We start from the raw sequence: 21,490 nt of genomic DNA, 5'->3' as shown, positions 1-21,490 counted from the left end.
GGGCGCATTATAGGCACTTCTGGGAGTCTGTCAACACTCTTCTCAACAAAATGCAAAACACCCTAAAACTGACCACCACAAGCGCAAAAGGCACCGAAGGGTCTTTATGCACTCAGATAATAAGAAGCACTATGACCAATCGCCATCGACATGCATCTGTCTTACTGAGGGCCGATAGGGCAATGGATCCACTATTGGTGTTCGCTCACAAAGAATGTCTGCCAGCAAGCGGCACGAGGCAGGCGCCAAAACCAGGCCATTGCGAAAATGGCCTGCATTTATGAACAAGCCTTTGACATTATCAAGAGCGCCGATCCAGGGAATTCCTGAGGGTGAGCCGGGACGCAAGCCTGCCCAGTGATGTTCTGGCTCTAGCGTCTGTAGTGCTGGCAGCAGCTTATTCGCAAAATGACGCAAGGCGATCGCAGCATCTGCTGTAGTTTCTTTAATGAAGTCACTGTATTCCAGTGTTGAACCCACCAGGATACGCCCGTCCGCTCGCGGGATAAGGTATTTGCCACCGTTCAGCACGGTTCTGTTTAACAGCCCCGGGTTGGCTTTAAATACCATCATCTGACCTCTGACAGGCTGGATAGGTACGTTAACACCCAACTCACTCAAAACGCGCTGACTCCAGGCTCCAGCACTGACCACCACTTTATCGGTATGCACCCATCCACGATCCGTCCGGCACCCCACAATACAGTCGTTCTGTATCTGAACCTCTTCGACCTGGGTATTTTCCAGCAGCGTGATATTCGGATGCTGAATAGCATACTGGCGTAAAGCCTGCCCCAGACGCGGGTTGCGTATACTCGCCACTTCCGGCATCCACAAGCCCCGTTCTACCTCTATATTGATAGCAGGCTCATAGCGCAGAATTTCATCGCGCAAGATCGTTTGCACCGGACGATAGTGCCGCCTCGCCCAGGCAAGAGCGTCTTCCTCATCCTCCACGCCCAGCATCAGAAGTCCTTTCTGGCGCAACTCAGGATCAATGTCCGTCATCTCTCGCAACTCTTGCGCCAAGTGAACATAAGCACTTTGAGACCAGCTCGCGAGAGCAGTGACCGGGTCACTGTAGCGCCAGGGATAAAGTGGGGAGACAATACCGCCTCCTGCCCAGGAAGCTTCCCGAGCAGCCATTCCCCGCTCAAGCAGCACTACTCGCAAGCCCGCCTCTGCCAATTCCTTGGCGCTGAGCAAACCAATCACACCTGCACCAATCAGAGCGACATCCGCCTGCACCTTTGGGGTATCTCCTCAACCTGAACTGACACTGGCAATAAAGCCGTATCAGACTACAATCCGGCACAGGACTAAATCACGGATGATTCAGGAGAACAAGCATGTTCTGTAAGCCTACAACCTCACAGGGATTTACCCTGACAGAGGCGATGGTGACTTTGGCCATCTTTGCAACCATTGCCACCTTCGCAGCCCCTTCCTTTTCTGACTTGATGATCAAGTACCGTATCAATGCCCAGACGGATCAGCTATACAGCGCCCTCTACACTGCCAGAATTCACGCTGTAGACAGTCGTCATCAGACGGTACTGTGCCCCAGCACCGATGGTTTCAGCTGCAACACCAGCTGGGAGCATGACTGGATTCTGTTTGAGGATCGCAATGAAAATAAACAGCGAGATACCGATGAGCCGCTAATCAGCACGCTGTCAGGCTCTCATCCGTCAATCTCCACGAGCTACCATGTTCGCCATGTAGCTTTCTCTCGTGCAGGCTCTACCAGTAACTTCGGTACATTTACCATATGCCCACCGGATCACAGTGCCGACAAAGCCAACGCCGTGATTCTCAGTATCAGCGGACGCCCCCGTTACGCGGTTGATAGCAATAACGATGGTATTAAGGAAAGCGGAAAAAACAGCAACATCAGTTGCGCTCAGGCTTCAGTAACCCAATCCAGTTAAGCAACACGACCAGCAGCAGTCCTATGCCGGCGCCAAGACTATTGGCCACCGCATCCAGCACATCCGGGGTGCGAGTGGTCAGGTTCTGCGCCAGCTCAATCAGTACACCGTAACAGGCAGCCGCAATAGCCCAGCGCCACGGCGCAATATTCCGCCAGCCCAGCGAATACAGCAGAGTGATACTGGCGTAAGCAATAAAGTGCTCCTGCTTGTCCGACAACGATGTCGCAGGCAAATCTTCTCCGGGCAGCAAGCTCAGCACGGTGACACTCACCCAGCACAGTATTGCAGCGACCTGCCATGTTCTGACAGACAAGCCCGATTGCGGCATCTTGATTTCCATTCCAGTGTTCCTTTAGATTGATGGGCGTTCAAACACAACCAGTACGCCTGCGTACCGTTGGACTTATCTGCAAAGCGGGTATCGTATAGTGGTTATTACCCGAGCTTCCCAAGCTCGTGAGGCGGGTTCGATTCCCGCTACCCGCTCCACTTCTCTTGACCTGTACAGTCCCTGCAACATATCAATTTAGTGAATGCTCCTGATACCTCTTTGAACCTAGACACAGCGCTCAGCATCAACACGTAAAGATATGGATATTTTTGTCAACCAAACTGCCGTTTATTGTCATTGCCTGTACCCACAGCATTGCTGACCATCAGTCCAGTCCAGGACGAAACTCTCCACACGCTGGACGCCATTGCGCTTATCAACAATAACAACATCCAGAGGCTGCTATGCGTTTGTTCAAACTGTCGATGCTTTGCGCATCTCTGCTATCGGTGCCTGTGGCCGAAGCAGCAAACTACTCCAACACTATTTTCTTTGGCGACAGCCTGACCGACTCCGGCTACTACGATGCCATTATTCAGGCCATCAATCCCGATGCAGGAAAATTCACCAGCAACCCCGGCAACGTATGGAGCGAGGACTTTGCCAGCCGTTTCGGCTACAGCGCAACACCCTCCAACCAGGGTGGAACTAACTACGCAGCCGGTGGGGCACGAGTCAGCGGCACCCCCGGGGTGGGTTCCTATCCGGCGACCACAGCCTCTCCTGTTACCACCCAAATCACCACTTACCTAAGCAGTACGGGAGGGAAAGCAGATCCCAATGCGCTTTATACCGTGTGGGCAGGCGCCAATGATCTGTTTGTTGCAGCAACAATGGATCTGGCCAGTGCTACCAGTTATCTGCAGACGACTATCGCAGAGCAGGTCACCGCGATTGCCACACTGAAAGCAGCAGGTGCCCGCTACATTATCGTTCCTACCATTCCCGATATAGGCAAAACACCATTCGGTCTCAGCAGCGGCACCACGGCGTCAGCGCAGTTGTCATTGCTATCCAGCACCTACACCAGCACCCTGCTGTCGGGCCTTAAATCCGCAGGCATCGCGGTCATCCCGGTTGATGTCACCACGCTGGTCGCTGAAGTCACCGCCAATCCTGGCCTGTATGGTTTTACTAATGTCACCGATCCACTCTGCGGCAGCGCGTCATCGCTGATCTGCTCGGCGGGCGTCAACTACACCGCCGGTGATGAACTGAACTATCTCTATGCCGATAGTGTTCATCCCACTTCTGCAGCCCATCAGATCCTCAGTGATTACGCTTACAGCATTATCGTCGCTCCCGAGTTTATCGCCGAAGTCGGTAAGCAGAGCATCGAACAGAACCGGCAGTGGCAACAAACGCTGCTGAGTCAGGCGCGCACGGCATCGCTGGGTACCATCGGCAGCAGCCAGTGGTGGCTGAATGCCACTGGCGGACATAGCAACGATGAGGGTGAGTTTGCCGGAGATCAGTCGCCTTACAGCATCAGCACAGGCGTCGATAAACGGCTTGATGATCAGCGCACACTCGGTTTTGCCCTGCACTACGCCCGCGCCGACAGCGATCTTGCACAAGGTGATGCCCAGCGCGACACACTTGGCTTTGCCCTGTATGGCGGCTATCAACGTGGAAGCTGGTATCTGAATGGACAGGTTGCGGTGAGCCGCAGTGACTACGATCTGTCACGCAAAATTGATCTGGGCATTGCCAAACGGACCATGGACGCCAATACCAAGAGCATTTCCTTTATGGCAGGTGCCGAGACGGGTTATGACTTCAGTTACGGTCGTCTGCATTATGGCCCTGTCGCCAGTCTTACTTTACAACGCATCAATCTCGACGGTTATCAGGAACACTCTGCTGACGGTGAAGCCGCCTCGCTCAAGTTTGATGAGCAGCAGTTTGACTCCGGTCTTGGCAGTGTTGGCTTGCAGCTCAACTGGCAAGGCGATCGCTGGCAACCCTATGCAAGAGTCAGCTGGTTCAAGGAGTTTGCTCAGGGCGATGACGATGTGACCGCCGCACTGGTGACCTTGCCTGCCTATAAATTCACTCTTCCCATCAGTGAGCGAGATGACAGCTTTGGTCAGGTCATGGCAGGTACTCAGGCCAGACTGGGTGACAAACTCAATCTGGACCTGCAGGCCAGCCGCCTTGTTTCCTACAGCAACACCTCGGCCACTTCCATCAGTGCGACCCTGCGTTACGCTTTCTGAGCACCTGACAGTACATTGAAACAAACCCTGCTCACCGTTGCGGTGAGCAGCGGTCCCCTTCCCCGGCAAAGCGCGTTAAACTGCCTGCTCTGTTCCATTTCAGGATGCACCGCCATGGCGCTGGCCCGTCTCTACTATATCCATGATCCGATGTGCAGCTGGTGCTGGGCATTTGCTCCTACCTGGGCGGCATTACGTGCAGCACTTCCCGAGGGAGTAAGCAGCGAGAGATTGCTGGGAGGGCTGGCTCCCGACAGCACAACCCCTATGCCACCTCAACAGCGTCAGCAGATTCAGCAGACCTGGCGCCACATCGAACATAACCTGGGCACGCCTTTCAATCATGCCTTCTGGACCGAATGTACACCGGTTCGCAGTACCTATCCGGCCTGCCGTGCCGTGATTGCTGCACGCTTCTGGGATGCCGAAGACGCCATGATTCGTGCCATTCAGGAAGCCTATTACCTCAACGCGCAAAATCCTGCTGAACCCTCCACCCTGGTCAGCTGCGCTCATGCCCTGGGCTTGCCGGTAGAGGCGTTTGCCGAACGACTTTACAGTGAACAAACCGAAATCCGCTTGCAGGAAGAGATTCAGCGGTGCGTGGAGTGGGGCGTGCGCGGTTTCCCCAGCTTGGTTCTGACCTTTCGTGACAAGCGCTATAACCTGACAGTGGACTATAATCATCCGCAACACATGGCTGACGAAATTTACACATTGCTGGGAATGCACTGACACACGGCAGCGAGCAGTGCTGCCGGATGGGTGACAGGCAGGCACTGCAGTGTTTCTCAGCGACAGAAACCACTGGATGGAAACGGAGTATCTATAACCCATGTTACGTAGCGCTTTCACCCTCTGCCTGCTGGCCACTCTGGCAGGTTGCAGTACCTCTCCTTTAGGCCGGCAGCAACTCAAACTGATGCCCGATGCCGAAGTTCAGCAGATGGGACTGCAGTCCTTTAATCAGATGAAAAAGGACACTCCCATCAGCAATGACAAAAAGCAGAATACCTATGTCAGCTGCGTGGCACAGAAAGTCGTCGCCGAAATTCCCTCCCAGTATGGCAAACAGGCCTGGGAAATCGTGGTATTCAAATCAGACGATGCCAACGCCTTTGCCCTGCCCGGCGGCAAGATAGGCGTCTACACAGGTCTGCTGAAGGTTGCCAAAAATCAGGACCAGCTGGCCGCCGTCATCGGGCATGAGGTCGGCCACGTTCTGGCTGGCCACTCCAACGAGCGCCTCTCCACCCAGTACGTCACACAGGCCGGGCTGTCGATTGCCAGTGCTGCTGCGGGCACTAACCAGAACAGCCAGCAGATGCTGCAACTACTGGGCGTCGGTGCCCAGTACGGAGTCATTCTGCCGTTCAGCCGCACGCAGGAAAGTGAAGCGGATCTGATTGGCCTGGACCTCATGGCCAGCGCCGGTTTCAATCCGGAGCAGAGCATCAGTCTGTGGCAGAACATGAGCAAAGAAGGCGGTGCGACACCACCGGAGCTGCTGTCAACGCACCCTGCGCCTGCACACCGCATTGACAACCTGCGAGCGCGCCTTGGTGTGGCCACACCGCTCTATCAACAGGCCCGTGCTCAGGGTAAACAACCCAACTGTAAAATCTGAATCCAGTAGCGCTGTTGACAGACGTGAACAGCGCTACTTGTGCGCCTTGCCGGGCCACAGCGCTGGCCGGGTCAGGGGTATCATCCCCTGGCAAAGGGAGTTACCATTGCCCGACATTCATAAACTGTAAAAAGGCCGTTCCATGCAAATCAGCAAACACTCAGTGGTTTCCATCCACTACACCCTGCGCAATGACGCTGGCGAGGAGCTGGACTCATCGGTTGGCGGACAACCACTGAATTACATTCAGGGCATGGGCAACCTGATCTCTGGTCTGGAAGAAGCACTGGAAGGTCGTCAGGCCGGTGAGAAACTGAATGTGACCGTTCCTGCCGAGAAGGCTTACGGCGAGCGTGAAGATCAGCTGGTACAGCAAGTTCCACTGACTGCTTTTGGCGGCGTTGAGAATATCGAGCCTGGCATGCGTTTCCATGCTGAAACCGATCACGGCCCCCATGTTGTAGTGGTATTGGAAGTGGATGACGAGCACGTTGTTGTCGACGGCAACCACCCACTGGCAGGCGAAACCCTGCACTTTGAAGTGGAAATCACCGAAGTACGTGAAGCCAGCCAGGACGAGCTGTCACATGGCCATGTACATGGCCCAGGTTGCGATCACTAAGAACGCATTGGCGTTCCAGATGTGTACACCTGACGCTGCGTCCAAATGCAGCAACAACAAAAAACCGCGGTTGATCCGCGGTTTTTTGTTTTTTTATCCCACCGATTCTGGTCGCTACTAACCGGCGTCATCACAATGGCTATCTGAGGATGCCCAGAGCTGGTAAGGCGTATTCCGATCTGCCCCATCACGCGGCAGCCAGCTGGCCAGTGGTGCACACTGACCACCACTGCACAGCTGCAATGCATTGGTAAAACCGGAGTCGGGCAGCGTCAGCTCAGGCACCGCCATATGACGCTGGCTCACCCACCAGCCCTGCTTGAGCACCGCATCGGCATCAGGCTCCATACCCGCTCCGCTGCCCTGCACCCGGTTCTCCGTCAGCACCAGCTTTGGCGGTTCTACTCGGTAATGCTCATGCCACTGTACGCGCTCTACCGAGTGCATCCAGTGCAATTCAAACTCCTGCGTCTGCACGGCCATGGCAGCGTAACCGGCCACGGCCAGACATAACCAGCTCATCACTGCCCCCGTATTGCCAGTGCGGCATGCTGACGTCGGCGCCACCAATGCCATGCAATAAAGGATGCCGACAAGGCGAAGCCTGCTTCATCGGTCGCGGGTAACGCCACCACCAGACTCAGGGCCGCCACCGCTGCCCAGCAGCGCTCCCACCAGCGCAGCCGCTCAAACAGGAAGCCAATACTTGCCGCACCACCCAGGCCGATGGCGACCAGCGCTTTCACCACGACATAAGCCGTCGCCATGTAGGAATCCCCCTGCAGCATCAGCGCCGGGGAATACACCGCCATATAGGGCACAACAAAACCTGCCATGGCAATACGCAGGCAGTTCAGACTGATCTTCAGCCCCGATGCGGATGCGATTGGTGCAGCTGCAAAGGCCGCCAGCGCCACCGGAGGCGTCAGGTCAGCCATGATGCCGAAGTAGAACACAAACATATGGGAGACAATCAACGGCACTCCCAGCTCAAGCAGCACCGGCGCCACCAGCGATGAGGTAATGATGTAGTTGGGAATGGTAGGAATCCCCATGCCCAGCACCAGACTGGTCAGCATGGTCAGCACCAGACTGAGAAACAGACTGCCCGCCCCCAGCGACAGAATCGCCTGAGTCAGATTCCCGGCCAGCCCGGTCAGGGTCATGATGGCAATGATGGTGCCGACCAGTGCGCAGGCGATACCTACGGGCAAGGCATGCAGGGCGCCCTGCACCATCCCCTGCACGGTCAGATGTAATGCTTCAGCGCGGCCTTTACGCAGCAGATTGAACAGTACCAGCAGCGCAATCACCAGCAGCACCGGCACCATGCCGTACTTGAAGAACGTCGAGGCCAGCAGACCCAGGGCGACCCAGAACAGCACCCGCTGCCACAACGCACTCATGCGCAGTGCCAGAGGCGAACCGAGAATCACCAGCGCCGTCATGGCCAGCCCGACGCTGCCGGAAAACAGCGGGGTATAGCCAGAGAACAGCAGAAACACCAGCACCGCCAGCGGGATAATCAGATACCAGTCTCGCTTGAATGCCAGCCAGGCATTGGGACACTCTTCCTTGCTGAGGCCAAACAGGCCCAGCCGCCCTGCCTCCAGATGCACCATCCACAGCACCGTAACGAAATAGAGGATGGCCGGTACCAGTGCAGCCTTGACGATATCGATGTAAGGCACATTGAGGGTTTCAGCCATGATAAAGGCCACCGCCCCCATCACTGGCGGCATGATCTGCCCGCCCATGGAGGACGTCGCCTCCACTGCACCGGCAAAAGCCGGCTGATAGCCGAAGCGCTTCATCAGGGGAATCGTGAACTGGCCTGTAGTGACCACATTGGCGACCCCGGAACCGTTGATGGTTCCCATCATCGCTGATGAAATCACCGACACCTTGGCAGGCCCACCCTGGCTGGAGCCGACCAGCCCCAGAGCCACATCGTTGAACAGGCGGATCATCCCTGCCTGCTCAAGAAAGCTGCCAAACAGGATGAACAGAAAGATATAGGACGACGAGACGTAGGTCGGAATGCCAAAAATGCCTTCCGTACCCAGAAACAGCTGGTTGATAACCTGATCAACACCATAGCCCCGGCTCTCAAACAGCCCCGGCATGTATTCACCGAACAGACCGTAGAGCACAAACAGCAGACAGATCAGCGGTAACGCTGGCCCCATCAGTCGATAAGCACCGACAAACACCAGACTGACCATCAGGGTGCCCACCACCATGTCGGTCATGGAAGGATCACCCGAACGTAGCACCAGATCAGCTTCAAATACCCAGTGGTATAACCCCAGTACAAAACTGCCCACCGCCAGCAGCATGAACAGTGCCTTGAGCAGCGCCGGACGATACTGATCGGCGGCCATCCAGAAAATCAGTGCCAGCAGAAAACCGACATGGACCGAGCGCACCACCTGACTGGAAAGAGGACTGAAAATGGCGGTGATCAATTGAAAGGTGACAAAGGCCAGGGCAATCCAGAACACCCCGCGCGAGACAGATTCCGAGCCAGTGACTCCGGACGTTTCCTTATCGACAGCTGACACTGCAGACCCTCTACTACCGACCCTGAGGTCTTACCAACAGGCAATCCCTGCTCACTACCGCAGCAGGGATAACAGAAGGAGCGGCTCCTCAACAGAAGAGCCGCCTGGATCAGTAAACAGCGTTTGCTTACTTGATCAGACCTTTTTCCCGGAAGTAACGCTCAGCACCCGGATGCAACGGCACAGGCATGCCCTGCAACGCATGCTCCAGTGAGATACCTTTGGCAGCAGAGTGTGAGGCGACCAGTTTGTCGAGGTTTTCAAAAATGCCCTTGGTCATGGCATAGGCCACGTCATCGGACACATCTGCACGAGTCACCAGATAGTTGTAGATGCTTGCCGTCTGCACGGGCTCAGTCTGGCCACTGTAGGTATCGGCAGGAATTTCGGCGACGTTGTACGCCGGATCATCGGTTTTCTTGATCACATCTGCAGGAATGGAGACCACCACAATGTCGTGAGTGGAGGCCAGGTCACGAATGGAGGCGACCCCCAGCCCTGCTGACTGCAGGGTGGCATCCAGCTGACGGTTTTTCATCAGTTCTACCGACTCGCCGAACGGCAGATACTGCACATCCATATCGTCGTAGCTCAGGCCTGCCGCAGCAAACAACGTCCGCGCATTCAGCTCGGTACCGGACTTAGGTGCGCCCACGGACACCCGCTTACCCTTGAGATCTGCCAGGGTTTTGATACCCGACTCTTTGCTGGCAACGATCTGTACAAAGTTGGGGTAGATGGCGGCAATGCCGCGCAGTTTGTTCAGCGGCGCCTTGAAGCCGGCATCCGCATTGCCTTTCCAGGCGTTGCTGAGGGAGTCACCGAGGGTGAAGGCCAGTTCACCACGGCCCTGTTGCAGCAGGTTAAGGTTTTCCACCGACGCCTTGGTGGACTGCACCGTCACCTTACTGTCGGGGATACTCTCGGCATAGATGGAAGACAGGGTATTACCCAGAGGGTAATAGACCCCGCTGGTACCGCCGGTCAGAACATTCACAAATTCCTTGGCCTGTACTACCGGAGCAGCCAGACCAGACAACGTCAGGGTTAAAGCCAGGGTCTTGATTATTTTTTTCATGCCTTTCGCTCTATCAACGTAGGGGAGTGTAGAAATGGATCGGTGTGGCAGAAGTACAGCACGCTCCTCTGCCCACACACCCGAAATAACGTGCCAGTTGAATGTAGACGATAAATTCCGTCGACTCCAACCATCACGACATTTAATCGAACACGCCCGCTCACTGGCAGCGGGCTATAGCAGGGCCCTTAGTGCAACCGCAGGGAATCCTGAACGCCCTTGGTGGTTTCCGGAATCAGGTCAACAGGACGGAACACTTCCACCTGCCCCTGATGGCCACGCAGCTGGACTCGCCCGACCGACTCCCAGTTGAGATCCGGCGCCAGCTTGTAGGTGGACTCCGCCACCAGCAGACGGCTGCCGTATTCCTTGTTGAGGTGCTCAAGCCGCGCCGCCATGTTCACTGCATCGCCATGCACCGTATAGTTGCGCCGGTCCGGTGCGCCAACTGACCCGGCCACCACATCGCCGGTATTGATACCAATCCGGCACTGCAGCGCCTCGCCTTCAAAACGCATGTGCGACAACGCTGTCAGAATCGACCTGGCTGCCCGCAGCGCGCGCTGGGCGTGGTCGGGCTGCTCGTTGGGAACATTGAAGGTGGCCAGAATGGCATCCCCCTGGAACTGGGTGATGATGCCGCCTTCCTGCTCGATAATTTCCACCAGCAGGGAGAAATAGGCATTCAGCACGCTGACCAGACGGGTGGCTGGCATCCGCTGAGTGAGGCCGGTGAAGCCTTCAAGATCACAGAACAGGATCGTTGCAGTGCACTGGCGGGGAGAAATTTCTCCGCCCTCTTTTACCAGCTGCATGGCAATGGCTTCCGGCACGTACTGCCCCAACAGACGCTGTGCCAGCTGGTGCTGGCGCATATCATCCAGCATCACGTTGTAAGCACGCGCGACCTGATTGACCTCACGGATATAGCTGGAAGGCAGGTACTGGGCCTTTTCCAGCCGTGCACCGTGGATACCGTCCATACGTCGAGCCACCTGACGAATCTTGCCGCCAATACGGCGCCCTACCAGCCCTGTAATCATGAGTGCCAGCAGCATCGAGCCTGCACCGAAGGCAGCATAGCGCTGCAGGCGGCTGATCACCGGCGGCAGCTGGCTTTCGGTGACATACATGCCCAGCGTCCAGGCCCCCGGCCCGTAGCCACTGATGTCCTGATAGACATACAGCACGCCCTGACCATCCCGCTGCAGATAATGGCTGTGTAACCCCGGCACCTGCATCCAGCCACGCTTGCCTTCATCGGCCTGATAAATGCCGCCGAGCAGCGGGTCTTTCAGCTGGTCAATGGTGGGCAACGGGTGATCGATGGTGGAGCGGTAACCACCGATATCGAACAGCGCCGGATGGGCCAGCACCCGGTGCTGATCATCCAGAATAAAAATAGTGCGATTGATCTGCTCGGAAAGGGCAGCCAGAAACAGCGAAATTTCACGGATGTCGACCGCGGCCAGCAAGGTGCCCAGATAACGGCGACCATCATGCAGCGGCACCGCCACCGGGATGACCGTGCGCCCCAGACGCTGGCTCAGGCGCGGCTCCATCCAGGTGACGCCATACATCATCGGTGCCCGGTTCAGCCACTGGGTGACCCAGCCGCTGTGGCGCCAGTCTTCACTGACCACCAGATTGTCCTCACGCTGAGCAGAGATCAGGCTCTTGTCCGGGCGAATCAGCACCATCCCCACCACCTGCGGGGTCGTGGCCATGGCGCCGTTGATCAGCGTGCCGATTTCAGTGTCGTTAGTCGCATCGACCTTGCCATCCTGAATGATGTCGGTCAGATAGGTCAGCTGGGTATTCACCGGACTCAGATGGCCGTAGACCTGATTGACCACCGTGGTCATGGTCATCTGGGTCAGCTCACCGAGCATTTCCCGGCTGTTATGACTGGCATTGGTCAGGCCGAGATACAACACGCTACCGATACCCAGCACGACGACCAGACTGAAGCTGGAGATCAACAGGGTGGTGATGGAAATACAGCGCGTACGCAGTCGGCTCATATCAGGGTGAAACCTTGGTCAGAGTGGCATCCAGTTCGCGACGCAGCACATTGTCGCTCATGCTCACGTAGTGCAGCTGCATGCCCTGCGCCGTCAGGGTGCGCTCATAGGTCTGCAGCTCGTAGGTACCTTCTTCATCAATAATCAGTGCATAGACGCAGAGCGTCTTGTCCTTGATCCGCGCCCACAGGTAAGGTTCGCCCTGCAACGGATCATGGGGAATCTTGCGACCGAAGACGTTGGTCTTCATGGCCGAGGCAAACACATTGGGCTTGTGCGTGGCGGTAAAGCTGGCCTCATTCTGGAAATGACTGACCGCCCGGCCATTGCGATACACCACAGTGGTCCAGCTCAGGTTGAATGCCTGAGGGTTATCCGCCAGAGGATGGATGCTGACCCGCAGATCACGGGTATTCTCCCCTGACTCCTCCATATGGCCCAGATAGTCACCGTAAAAGCTGCTGATGGATTCGGCCCGTGCCCACCCTGCCAGTAAGCACAGCACCCAGACCATGCTCCAGCGTACCGCCTTGCTCATCAATCCTCCTTATGCGGCTCTACCGCTCATTGCCCTGCTCGCGGGCATGATTATGGGTTATCCCGCCCATCTGTCGCCAAAGTCGGCCATGTCGATGATAACCTTCGTTTTTGTGCTTGCATTTTAGCCTCAAGCTGACAAAGCTGTATTCACCTTGTTGTCAGATGAAGTCAATCACTTTGCACGCCCAGCCTTCCACTGCCCAGCCGCTTTCCCCTCTGAGTGCGCGCCAGCCGCTGCTGGAAGTGCGTGATCTGGCGGTCAGCTTTCGTATCCATACCGCCGAGGTACCTGCTGTCAAACAGGTATCTTTCACGCTGCTGCCGGGTAAGACACTGGCCCTGGTGGGGGAATCCGGTTCCGGCAAGTCGGTGACCGCTCAGGCCATCATGGGCATTCTGCCCAGCAATGCGCGGGTTCAGACCGGGCAGATTCTGTATCGCCCGACCGCCGAAAGCCAGGCCATCGATCTGGCCCAGCTGCCCCGCGACTCCCGTGCGTTTCAGGCAATCCGCAGCAATCAGATCAGCATGATTTTTCAGGAGCCCATGGTCTCCCTGTCCAACATGCACACCCTGGCCAATCAGATTGGCGAAGCGCTGCGCCTGCATCGCAAGATTTCCCGTAAGGAAACCCGCCAGCGTGTACTGGATATGCTGGCGCTGGTGGGATTCCCCAATCCCGCCCAGGCACTGGATCGCTACCCATTTGAGCTGTCGGGTGGTTTGCGCCAGCGGGCGATGATCGCCATGGCGCTGATCTGTGGCCCCAGCCTGCTGATTGCCGATGAGCCCACCACCGCGCTGGACGTCACCATCCAGACGCAGATTCTCGGCCTGATCAAGCGCCTGCAGCAAGAACTGGGCATGGCCGTCCTGCTGATCACCCACGATCTCGGCGTAGTGGCCAACATGGCCGACGAGGTAGTGGTGATGTATCACGGCGAAGTCATGGAAAGTGGCGACATCAAGACCCTGTTCGACCACCCTGAGCACCCTTATCTGCATGCCCTGTTTAAAGCCATCCCGCACTTTGACATGCATCAGGGTGAGCGGCTGATCAGCCTGCGCGATATCCAGCCAGACCTCTCCACCTTCCAGACCCTGCGCCAGCCATGGCCAGCGGAAGCCCGTCAGGTGGCGCCGCACCTGCAGATTCGCGGCGTCAGCAAGCGTTACCAGATCCGACAGCGTCAGGGCTGGTTCCGCTCCCAGCAGCATGATCTGGTGGCCGTCAACAATCTCGATCTTGATATTCGCTGCGGCGAATCCTTTGGTCTGGTCGGTGAGTCCGGCTGTGGCAAGACCACGCTCAGTAAAATGATCATGGGTGCCCTGACCCCGGACAGCGGTGAAGTGCTGTATAACGACCGCGGTACCCAGCGCAACCTGCTGACCATGAGCGCGGAAGAGAAACGCTACTTCCGCCCGAAGATGCAGTTCATCTTTCAGGACCCTTACAGTGCCCTGAACCCACGCATGACGGTGCTGGACATACTGCGAGAGCCGCTGCATATCCACCGTCTCGGCGATGCCAGGATGCAGCGTCAGCGGGCCCAGGCGTTAATGAAGCTGGTCGGCCTCGACCCACGCTTCCTGAACCGCTATCCCCACAGTTTCTCCGGCGGCCAGCGTCAGCGTATCGCCATTGCCCGCGCCCTGGCACTGGAGCCTGACCTGCTGATCTGTGATGAGCCCGTATCAGCGCTGGATGTCTCGGTGCAGGCGCAGATTCTCAATCTGCTCAAGGATCTGCATCAGGAACTGGGGATGACCTATATCTTTATCTCCCACAATCTGGCGGTAGTGGATTACATCTGCGAGCGTATCGGCGTGATGTGCCACGGCCAGCTGGTCGAAGTAGCGCCACGTGAAGTGCTGTTCAGCAATCCGCGCCATCCCTATACCCGAGCCTTGCTGGCGGCAGTGCCCTACGCAGACCTCAACCGCCCGCTGGATTTCGCCTTGCTGGAAAAACGTTATCAGGATGCCAGTGCCTGGCCTGCCCCCTACACCCTGCGGGACGTGAACGCATCGGCACTGGTAGAAGAAGCACCGGAACACTGGGTGCGGCTGCCCACCGGAGGTAGCCTATGAATCACTCCCCCTTCACACGCATTTCCCTGACCATGAGCGCGTTGCCCTCTGCTGGCCGTCATCGCCTCCTCTGCGCTGACCGGCTTGTGCGCCTGCGGCGGTTGCTAAGTGCAGTGTTTGCTGTGCTGGTCACCACGCTGCTGATGCTCAGTGCTCAGACCAGCCTTGCCGCCACCGGCGACTTTCAGGAAACACCTTCGCTGCAGGAGGCGGTCAGCAAAGGTGAGCTGCCACCCGTCGCCCAGCGCCTGCCAGACCAGCCCCTGGTCGTGGCAACGGAAGGGACACCCGGTGGACGCCTGACGACCCTGATGGCCAAGGCCAAAGATACCCGCATCATGACCGTGTTCGGCTACGCCCGTCTGGTCGGCTACAACAAGGATCTGGAGCTGGTGCCTGATATTCTGCAGAAGGTAGATGTAGAGGAAGGCCGGATTTTCACCCTGCATATGCGCCCGGGCATGCGCTGGTCAGATGGTGAACCCTTCACCACTGAGGATTTCCGCTTCTGGTGGGAAGATGTGGCCAACAATCAGGATCTCAGCCCCTTCGGCCTGCCTTCGGTGCTGCTGGTCAAGGGTAAAGGCCCGCAGTTCGAGGTACTGAATCAGTACACCGTGCGCTACAGCTGGGATGAGCCCAATCCCGACTTTCTGCCGGCACTAGCCGCTCCCAGCCCCACCTACATCTATTTGCCGTTTCACTATCTGAAGAAATTCCACCCGCGCTATCTGTCGGCGGAAAAGATGGAAGCTCTGATCAAGAAGAAAAAGAAACGCAACTGGATGGGAGTCTTCCTCAAATATGGCCACCCCTACAAGCAGGACAACCCCGACCTGCCCAGCCTGCAGCCATGGGTACTGAGAACCGAAGCACCGGCCGAACGTTTCCTGTTTGTGCGCAACCCCTACTATCACCGGGTCGACAGCCAGGGTCATCAGCTGCCCTATATTGATGAAGTGATGCTCGATCTTGCCTCCAGCAGCCTGATCCCCGCTAAGACCGGTGCGGGGGAAAGCGATCTGCAGGCCCGCTATCTGCAAATGGACAACTACACCTTCCTCAAGGAAGCCGAGCACCGCAATAACAACCGCGTGCTGCTGTGGCACAGCGGCACCGGCTCGCAGGTCACGCTGTATCCGAACATGAACTGTCAGGATGAGGAATGGCGCAAGCTGCTGCAGAACCGCGACTTCCGCCGCGCCCTGTCGCTGGGTGTCAACCGCCATGAGATCAATCAGGCCATCTACTTTGGCCTGGGTATCGAGGGCGGCGACAGCCTGCTGCCTGACTCGCCGCTGTACCGGGCACGTTATCGCAACGCCTGGGCAGAGTACGACCCGGCACAGGCCAATCGTCTGCTCGATGGCCTTGGGCTGACGCACCGTGACAGCCGTAATCTGCGTTTACTGCCTGACGGCCGGCCGATGGAGCTGATCGTCCACACCACCGGTGAATTCACCGAAGAGACGGACGTGCTGGCACTGATCAAGGACACCTGGCAGCAGCTCGGTATCCTGATCCACGCCCGCCCTTCCGAGCGCGAAGTGTTCCGTAACCGGGTGTTTTCCGGCGAAGCCTGCATGTCCGTGTTCACCGGCCTGCCCAACGCCCTCGCTCATGCTGACATGAGCCCGGCGCAGTTTGCGCCGACAGCACAGGACCAGCTGCAGTGGCCCAACTGGGGCAAGTACTACGAAACCAGTGGCGGCGGCGAGCCGCCCCGTCTGGCCAGTGCCCAGCAACTGCTTGATCTGTTCCGCCAGTGGCGCCACACCGACGACGCCAGCGAACAAATGCAGATCTGGCAGGAGATGCAGCAGATCTATTCCAACGAAGTGTTCAGCATCGGTACCGTGGCAGGCATCCTGCAACCCGTGGTGGTCAACCGTCACCTGCATAATGTGCCTGAGCACGGCTACTTCAACTGGGACCCACAAGCCTTCTTTGGCGTCTACCGCATGGATCAGTTCTGGCTCGACCCGGATACTCCCGCCGTCGTCCCCGCCAGCACCGATCAGAACAGCAGCGCCGACAACAGTGACAGTAAGGCTGGAAAACCCGCCAGCAGCGAAGGAGAGCCATGATGTTGCAGTACATTCTCCGTCGCCTGCTGATCATGATCCCCACACTGGTGGTGATCAGCATGCTGGTATTCACCATTATCAAACTGCCGCCGGGCGACTATCTGGACAGCTATATCGCCGAGCTGCAGAGCCAGGGTGAAACCGTCGATCCGAAGAAGATTGAATTCATGCGCCAGCAGTACGGCTTGGATCAACCGGCCTGGCAGCAGTATTTCACCTGGGCCAGCGGCATGCTGCAGGGTGACTTTGGCTATTCGTTCGAGTACGACCTGCCAGTCACCGAAGTCATGGGCGATCGCGTCACCCTGACCATCATGGTGTCGCTGTTCACTGTCATCTTTACCTGGCTACTGGCCTTCCCCATCGCCCTCTATTCGGCCACCCATCAGTATTCATGGGGGGATTACGGCCTGACCTTTGTCGGCTTTATCGGCCTGGCCACGCCCAACTTCCTGCTGGCGCTGGTCATGCTGTATATGGCCAATGTCCACTTTGGCACCAGCATTGGTGGCCTGATGGACCCCCGCTATCTGGATCAGCCGTGGAACTGGGACAAGTTCGTCTCGGTGCTGGAGCACCTGTGGATACCGGTGGTGGTGATCGGCACCTCCGGCACCGCCGGGATGATCCGCCGTCTGCGCGCCAACCTGCTGGATGAGCTGCACAAACCCTACGTGGTGACCGCTCAGGCCAAGGGCGTGCCACCGCTGAAGCGGCTGCTCAAGTATCCGCTGCGGGTGGCCCTGAACTTCTTTATTGCGGACATCGGCAGCCTGCTGCCCAGCCTGATCTCCGGTGCGGAAATCGTTGCGGTCGTGTTATCGCTACCGACCACCGGCCCGATTCTGATCAGCGCCTTGCAAAGCCAGGACATGTATCTGGCCGGTTCCTTCCTGATGTTTCTGGCCATGCTGACCATCGTTGGCGTACTGATCAGCGATCTGCTGCTGGCCTGGCTTGATCCCCGAATCCGTCTGACCGGAGGCGCACAGAAATGAGTAACGGTCAGCCCAACAGTGCGGCAGCCCCCCATTACGTCAACCCGGCAGCGTTCAACCCGCACAGCATCGAGCAGCTGAGCGAGGATCAGGAACGCTACTTCCTCGCCTCCCAGTGGCAGCTGATGTACTGGAAATTCCGGCGCCATCGTCTGGCCGTTATCTCCGGGCTGTTTCTGGTGCTGCTGTACGCCTCCACGCTGATTGCCGAGTTCCTCGCGCCTTACGGTCTCGACAGTCGTGATTCAGACCATATCTATTCACCGCCACAGAGTGTGCACTTCTTCCATGAAGGCCAGTGGCAGGGGCCGTTCGTCTATGGCTGGGGCTACACCCTGAATATGGACAAGCTGCTGCGCGAATATAAAGAAGACCGCAGTCAGCGTTATCCCATTGAATTTTTCTGTGATGGCGACCCCTATTATTTGCTGGGTATGGTCTACAGCCGCACCCACCTGTTCTGTGCCGCTGACAACAAGCCGCTGTATCTGCTGGGTACCGACCGCCTTGGCCGCGACATGCTGTCACGCATCATCTACGGCGCGCGCATCTCCCTCACTATCGGCCTGATCGGTATCGCCCTGAGCTTCACTCTCGGCCTGCTGCTGGGCGGTCTGGCGGGATATTACGGCGGCTGGATCGATGCCACGGTACAGCGCCTGATCGAAGTCATCCGCTCCTTCCCGGAGCTGCCGCTGTGGATGGCCCTGTCGGCAATACTGCCAGTGACCTGGAGCCCGCTGTGGGTGTTCTTCGGCATCACCCTGATCCTGGCGCTGCTGGACTGGACAGGCCTGGCCCGGGCGGTGCGCTCGAAGATCATGGCGCTGCGCGAGGAGGACTATTGCAGTGCGGCCATCCTGATGGGAGCCAAACCCGCGCGCATTGTGCGTCGCCACCTGCTGCCCGGTTTCGCCAGCCACCTGATTGCCTCTGCAAGTCTGTCGATTCCGTCAATGATTCTGGGGGAAACCGCTCTCAGCTTCCTTGGCCTTGGCCTGCGTCCTCCCATCACCAGCTGGGGAGTGCTACTGAATGAGGCCCAGAACATCAACGTGGTGGCCATCTATCCCTGGCTGATGCTGCCGGTACTGCCGGTGATTCTGGTGATCCTTGCCTTCAACTTCCTCGGTGATGGTCTGCGCGACGCTGCTGACCCCTACAAACACTGACCCCTCCACGGCTGGCACAGTACCCGCGGTACTGTGCCAGTGCAGCTTTGGCTATAACCATATTCAGCAGGATTGTTTCCCAGCCGGGCCGCTAACCGGCTAAAATCCGCCCCGCCGCGCCAGCCGCAATCCCTTGATATAGATAGGCTTTGCCCGGCGCGTCAACAACCTGCTAGCAAGCCGTCCGACAGAGGCGGCCCCCCATATCGTCAACCTGCTCTGAATTCTGGAATACCTGCATGAAGAAGTTATTTTTGCTTGCCTGCCTGCTGTTCAGCACGCTGCTGTCCCAGGCTTATGCGGCCTCCACCCTTGATGACATCGTTCAGCGCGGCGAGCTGCGTATCGGTGTCGATGCGGGCTATGTGCCCTTCGCCATGCAGAACAAAAATGGCGACATCGTTGGTTTTGACATTGATCTGGCCCGCACCATGGCCAAAGCCATGGGCGTCAGGCTGACCGTCGTCAACACCGCCTGGGATGGCATCATCCCTGCCCTGCTGACCAACAAAATCGACCTGATCATGGATGGCATGACCATCACCAGCGAGCGCAACCTGCAGGTCAACTTCACCCAACCCTATATGGTGATTGGCCAGAGCCTGCTGCTACGTCCTGATCTGGCGGACAAGATCCACTCCTACAAGGATCTCAATGACGGCAAATACAAGATTGCGACCAAGCTGGGTGCCACCTCGGAATATGCTGCCAAGCGTTACCTGCCCAACGCCGAGCTGCGCCTGTTCGATACCGAAGCCGAAGCAGTGCTGGAAGTGATCAATGGCAACGCCGATGCCTTTGTCTACGATCTGCCTTACAACGCCATCTATGTTCAGCAGAACAAGGGCAAGCTCGTGCATCTGGATCAGCCCTTCACCTACGAGCCACTGGGTATTGCCCTGCGTCGTGGTGATGTGGATACCCTTAACTTCCTCGACAACTTCCTGTCGCAGATCAAGGGTGACGGCAGCTTTGACCGTCTGTACCAGAAATGGTTTGAAAGCGATTCCTGGCTGAAACAGGTGCAATAATCCCCCGTTCCCCATTCAGGCGGAGAACACCACCCTGTTCTCCGTTTTGCCCTCTTCTGACATCAAGGCGACAAGACAACAGCACTCAGCCCGCTGGACATTTACGCCTGCACCACCACACTGAAGCCTCCCCTCTATTGGCAGGAGCGCACAGTGAGCAAGATCAGTTTTTCCAGAGAAGAACAGGATGTGCTGGTACAGAAAATCAAACTGTACTTTCGTGAGGAGCTGAACCAGGACATCGGACAGTTCGATGCCCAGTTTTTACTGACGTTCTTTGCCGAAGAGATCGGCCCGTTCTTTTATAACCGCGGCTTGTATGATGCGCAGGTGCTGATTGCCGAGCGTATGGACAGCATTACCGATGCCCTCTATGAGCTAGAAAAGCCCACCAGTGGTGGACGCTGAACAGCCCCGTCAGCGCAGGGCGCTGATCATCAGGCTGAAGCCCGTCAGCATCAGCAGAATAAACGCCATGCGTCGCAGCATCAGCTCCGGCACCGGCAAACGGTAGCGCCGCCCCAGTACGGTCGCGACAAACACCACCGGCATCCCCACCAGACTCAGGATCAGGGTCTGGCTGTCCAGCTGCTGCACCCCAGAGGCCATGGCAATACGGGCAATGGCCGTGCTGATAAACAGCGCCTGCAACGTGGCACGGATGGCCTCCAGCGGTTGCGGCTGGCGGTACATGATATAGGCCACCGGCGGGCCGAAGGTGGCAAACAGACCCCCCATCACCCCGGCCAGCATCCCGGACAGGGAAAACGCCCAGCCTTCCGACGGCGTCTGCCGGGGCTCCGGTTTCAGCATCATCAGTGCGCTGCACAGAATGATGATCAGCCCCAGCAGCCCCTCCAGCAGCCGTGCCTGAGCCTGCCCCAGATGGGACAGACCCCAGATGCCCAGCGCCATGGTCGGCACCGCCGCGAGGAACATACGGGCCAGCCAGCCGCGCTGGATCTTCGCCCCGTGCCCCCACAGCGCTATGACACTGTTGAACAGACTGAGAAAGCTGACGACAAAGGCCGCCATGGCAATAGGTGCCAGACCCAACAGCGTCATCCCGCCGATCACGATGAGGCCGAAGGCAAACCCGGTCAGGGTTTGCATATAGCTGCCCAGGGCAATGATCAGCAGGGTCAGAAGACTGTCGGTCAGGCCCATGC

Annotated in this window: 19 protein-coding genes and 1 tRNA gene; 12 read left to right on the top strand and 8 right to left on the bottom strand. The window is 57.5% G+C overall.

What is annotated here, in order from left to right; all coding sequences use genetic code 11:
• Window positions 1-129: 129 nt before the first annotated feature.
• The gene (thiO, locus tag WH50_RS22455; protein WP_110189448.1) at window positions 130-1,248 is read right to left on the bottom strand and encodes a glycine oxidase ThiO; all 1,119 of its coding nucleotides are present in this window, start codon (window positions 1,246-1,248) and stop codon (window positions 130-132) included.
• Window positions 1,249-1,349: 101 nt separating this feature from the next.
• On the opposite strand from thiO, the gene WH50_RS22450 reads away from it, so the two are divergent.
• On the top strand, window positions 1,350-1,931 hold the full coding sequence (locus WH50_RS22450) for a GspH/FimT family pseudopilin (RefSeq protein ID WP_110189447.1): 582 nt from the start codon (window positions 1,350-1,352) through the stop codon (window positions 1,929-1,931).
• On the opposite strand, the gene WH50_RS22445 is transcribed toward WH50_RS22450, so the two are convergent.
• Window positions 1,894-2,274, bottom strand: a complete 381-nt coding sequence (locus WH50_RS22445; RefSeq protein ID WP_110189446.1) for a VanZ family protein — start codon at window positions 2,272-2,274, stop codon at window positions 1,894-1,896. The two genes, WH50_RS22450 and WH50_RS22445, sit on opposite strands and share 38 nt — an antisense overlap.
• 74 nt (window positions 2,275-2,348) lie before the next feature.
• On the opposite strand from WH50_RS22445, the gene WH50_RS22440 reads away from it, so the two are divergent.
• The 5 genes from WH50_RS22440 to slyD all read left to right on the top strand — a co-directional run bounded on the left by WH50_RS22440 (window position 2,349) and on the right by slyD (window position 6,733).
• Window positions 2,349-2,423, top strand: a tRNA-Gly gene (locus WH50_RS22440).
• A 246-nt stretch (window positions 2,424-2,669) separates the two neighbouring features.
• Window positions 2,670-4,484: an autotransporter domain-containing protein gene (locus tag WH50_RS22435; protein ID WP_110189445.1), complete on the top strand. Its 1,815-nt coding sequence runs from the start codon at window positions 2,670-2,672 to the stop codon at window positions 4,482-4,484.
• 114 nt (window positions 4,485-4,598) lie between these two features.
• A complete protein-coding gene (locus WH50_RS22430) occupies window positions 4,599-5,219 on the top strand; it encodes a DsbA family protein (protein WP_110189444.1) in 621 nt (206 codons plus the stop codon).
• 100 nt (window positions 5,220-5,319) lie between these two features.
• Window positions 5,320-6,111: a M48 family metallopeptidase gene (locus WH50_RS22425; protein ID WP_110189443.1), complete on the top strand. Its 792-nt coding sequence runs from the start codon at window positions 5,320-5,322 to the stop codon at window positions 6,109-6,111.
• A 142-nt stretch (window positions 6,112-6,253) separates the two neighbouring features.
• A complete protein-coding gene (gene slyD / locus WH50_RS22420) occupies window positions 6,254-6,733 on the top strand; it encodes a peptidylprolyl isomerase (RefSeq protein ID WP_110189442.1) in 480 nt (159 codons plus the stop codon).
• A gap of 117 nt (window positions 6,734-6,850) precedes the next feature.
• On the opposite strand, the gene WH50_RS22415 is transcribed toward slyD, so the two are convergent.
• The 5 genes from WH50_RS22415 to WH50_RS22395 form a co-directional block, all read right to left on the bottom strand.
• On the bottom strand, window positions 6,851-7,255 hold the full coding sequence (locus WH50_RS22415; protein ID WP_207780437.1) for a DUF1850 domain-containing protein: 405 nt from the start codon (window positions 7,253-7,255) through the stop codon (window positions 6,851-6,853).
• Window positions 7,255-9,297 carry a TRAP transporter permease gene (locus tag WH50_RS22410; RefSeq protein ID WP_110189441.1) on the bottom strand — a complete coding sequence of 681 codons (2,043 nt, stop codon included), beginning with the start codon at window positions 9,295-9,297 and terminating at the stop codon, window positions 7,255-7,257. Before WH50_RS22410 ends, WH50_RS22415 begins: the two co-directional genes overlap by 1 nt.
• Window positions 9,298-9,424: 127 nt before the next feature.
• Window positions 9,425-10,375: a TAXI family TRAP transporter solute-binding subunit gene (locus WH50_RS22405; protein WP_110189440.1), complete on the bottom strand. Its 951-nt coding sequence runs from the start codon at window positions 10,373-10,375 to the stop codon at window positions 9,425-9,427.
• A 188-nt stretch (window positions 10,376-10,563) separates the two neighbouring features.
• Window positions 10,564-12,399 carry an adenylate/guanylate cyclase domain-containing protein gene (locus tag WH50_RS22400; protein WP_110189439.1) on the bottom strand — a complete coding sequence of 612 codons (1,836 nt, stop codon included), beginning with the start codon at window positions 12,397-12,399 and terminating at the stop codon, window positions 10,564-10,566.
• Window position 12,400: 1 nt separating this feature from the next.
• The gene (locus WH50_RS22395; protein ID WP_133251406.1) at window positions 12,401-12,937 is read right to left on the bottom strand and encodes a hypothetical protein; all 537 of its coding nucleotides are present in this window, start codon (window positions 12,935-12,937) and stop codon (window positions 12,401-12,403) included.
• 164 nt (window positions 12,938-13,101) lie between these two features.
• Here WH50_RS22395 and WH50_RS22390 point away from each other — a divergent pair, with 164 nt between their 5' ends.
• The 6 genes from WH50_RS22390 to WH50_RS22365 all read left to right on the top strand — a co-directional run bounded on the left by WH50_RS22390 (window position 13,102) and on the right by WH50_RS22365 (window position 20,729).
• Window positions 13,102-15,033 carry an ABC transporter ATP-binding protein gene (locus WH50_RS22390; protein ID WP_110189437.1) on the top strand — a complete coding sequence of 644 codons (1,932 nt, stop codon included), beginning with the start codon at window positions 13,102-13,104 and terminating at the stop codon, window positions 15,031-15,033.
• Window positions 15,030-17,120 carry an ABC transporter substrate-binding protein gene (locus WH50_RS22385; protein WP_243410237.1) on the top strand — a complete coding sequence of 697 codons (2,091 nt, stop codon included), beginning with the start codon at window positions 15,030-15,032 and terminating at the stop codon, window positions 17,118-17,120. Before WH50_RS22390 ends, WH50_RS22385 begins: the two co-directional genes overlap by 4 nt.
• Window positions 17,117-18,118 carry an ABC transporter permease gene (locus WH50_RS22380; protein WP_243410236.1) on the top strand — a complete coding sequence of 334 codons (1,002 nt, stop codon included), beginning with the start codon at window positions 17,117-17,119 and terminating at the stop codon, window positions 18,116-18,118. The genes WH50_RS22385 and WH50_RS22380 overlap by 4 nt, the downstream gene beginning before the upstream one ends.
• Window positions 18,115-19,290 carry an ABC transporter permease gene (locus tag WH50_RS22375; protein ID WP_110189436.1) on the top strand — a complete coding sequence of 392 codons (1,176 nt, stop codon included), beginning with the start codon at window positions 18,115-18,117 and terminating at the stop codon, window positions 19,288-19,290. The genes WH50_RS22380 and WH50_RS22375 overlap by 4 nt, the downstream gene beginning before the upstream one ends.
• 239 nt (window positions 19,291-19,529) lie before the next feature.
• Window positions 19,530-20,321, top strand: a complete 792-nt coding sequence (locus WH50_RS22370; RefSeq protein WP_110189435.1) for a transporter substrate-binding domain-containing protein — start codon at window positions 19,530-19,532, stop codon at window positions 20,319-20,321.
• Window positions 20,322-20,474: 153 nt separating this feature from the next.
• Window positions 20,475-20,729, top strand: a complete 255-nt coding sequence (locus WH50_RS22365) for a DUF2164 domain-containing protein (RefSeq protein ID WP_110189434.1) — start codon at window positions 20,475-20,477, stop codon at window positions 20,727-20,729.
• A 9-nt stretch (window positions 20,730-20,738) separates the two neighbouring features.
• Here WH50_RS22365 and WH50_RS22360 read toward each other — a convergent pair whose 3' ends face one another.
• Complete coding sequence (locus WH50_RS22360) at window positions 20,739-21,488, bottom strand: sulfite exporter TauE/SafE family protein (protein WP_104155382.1); 750 nt, start codon at window positions 21,486-21,488, stop codon at window positions 20,739-20,741.
• Window positions 21,489-21,490: the final 2 nt, after the last annotated feature.

The sequence above is a fragment of the Pokkaliibacter plantistimulans genome, assembly GCF_003194385.1.
Taxonomy (GTDB): domain Bacteria; phylum Pseudomonadota; class Gammaproteobacteria; order Pseudomonadales; family Balneatricaceae; genus Pokkaliibacter; species Pokkaliibacter plantistimulans.
Note: the sequence above shows the minus strand (reverse complement) of the source record. Positions and strands in the feature narration are given on the sequence as shown.

Excerpts from the sequence above, each read along its gene's own strand:
- WH50_RS22450 (WP_110189447.1), top strand. The coding sequence starts at position 1,350 with ATGTTCTGTAAGCCTACAACCTCACAGGGATTTACCCTGACAGAGGCG.
- WH50_RS22445 (WP_110189446.1), bottom strand. The coding sequence starts at position 2,274 with ATGGAAATCAAGATGCCGCAATCGGGCTTGTCTGTCAGAACATGGCAG.
- WH50_RS22435 (WP_110189445.1), top strand. The coding sequence starts at position 2,670 with ATGCGTTTGTTCAAACTGTCGATGCTTTGCGCATCTCTGCTATCGGTG.
- WH50_RS22430 (WP_110189444.1), top strand. The coding sequence starts at position 4,599 with ATGGCGCTGGCCCGTCTCTACTATATCCATGATCCGATGTGCAGCTGG.
- WH50_RS22425 (WP_110189443.1), top strand. The coding sequence starts at position 5,320 with ATGTTACGTAGCGCTTTCACCCTCTGCCTGCTGGCCACTCTGGCAGGT.
- slyD (WP_110189442.1), top strand. The coding sequence starts at position 6,254 with ATGCAAATCAGCAAACACTCAGTGGTTTCCATCCACTACACCCTGCGC.
- WH50_RS22415 (WP_207780437.1), bottom strand. The coding sequence starts at position 7,255 with ATGAGCTGGTTATGTCTGGCCGTGGCCGGTTACGCTGCCATGGCCGTG.
- WH50_RS22405 (WP_110189440.1), bottom strand. The coding sequence starts at position 10,375 with ATGAAAAAAATAATCAAGACCCTGGCTTTAACCCTGACGTTGTCTGGT.
- WH50_RS22400 (WP_110189439.1), bottom strand. The coding sequence starts at position 12,399 with ATGAGCCGACTGCGTACGCGCTGTATTTCCATCACCACCCTGTTGATC.
- WH50_RS22395 (WP_133251406.1), bottom strand. The coding sequence starts at position 12,937 with ATGAGCAAGGCGGTACGCTGGAGCATGGTCTGGGTGCTGTGCTTACTG.
- WH50_RS22390 (WP_110189437.1), top strand. The coding sequence starts at position 13,102 with ATGAAGTCAATCACTTTGCACGCCCAGCCTTCCACTGCCCAGCCGCTT.
- WH50_RS22385 (WP_243410237.1), top strand. The coding sequence starts at position 15,030 with ATGAATCACTCCCCCTTCACACGCATTTCCCTGACCATGAGCGCGTTG.
- WH50_RS22380 (WP_243410236.1), top strand. The coding sequence starts at position 17,117 with ATGATGTTGCAGTACATTCTCCGTCGCCTGCTGATCATGATCCCCACA.
- WH50_RS22375 (WP_110189436.1), top strand. The coding sequence starts at position 18,115 with ATGAGTAACGGTCAGCCCAACAGTGCGGCAGCCCCCCATTACGTCAAC.
- WH50_RS22370 (WP_110189435.1), top strand. The coding sequence starts at position 19,530 with ATGAAGAAGTTATTTTTGCTTGCCTGCCTGCTGTTCAGCACGCTGCTG.
- WH50_RS22360 (WP_104155382.1), bottom strand. The coding sequence starts at position 21,488 with ATGGGCCTGACCGACAGTCTTCTGACCCTGCTGATCATTGCCCTGGGC.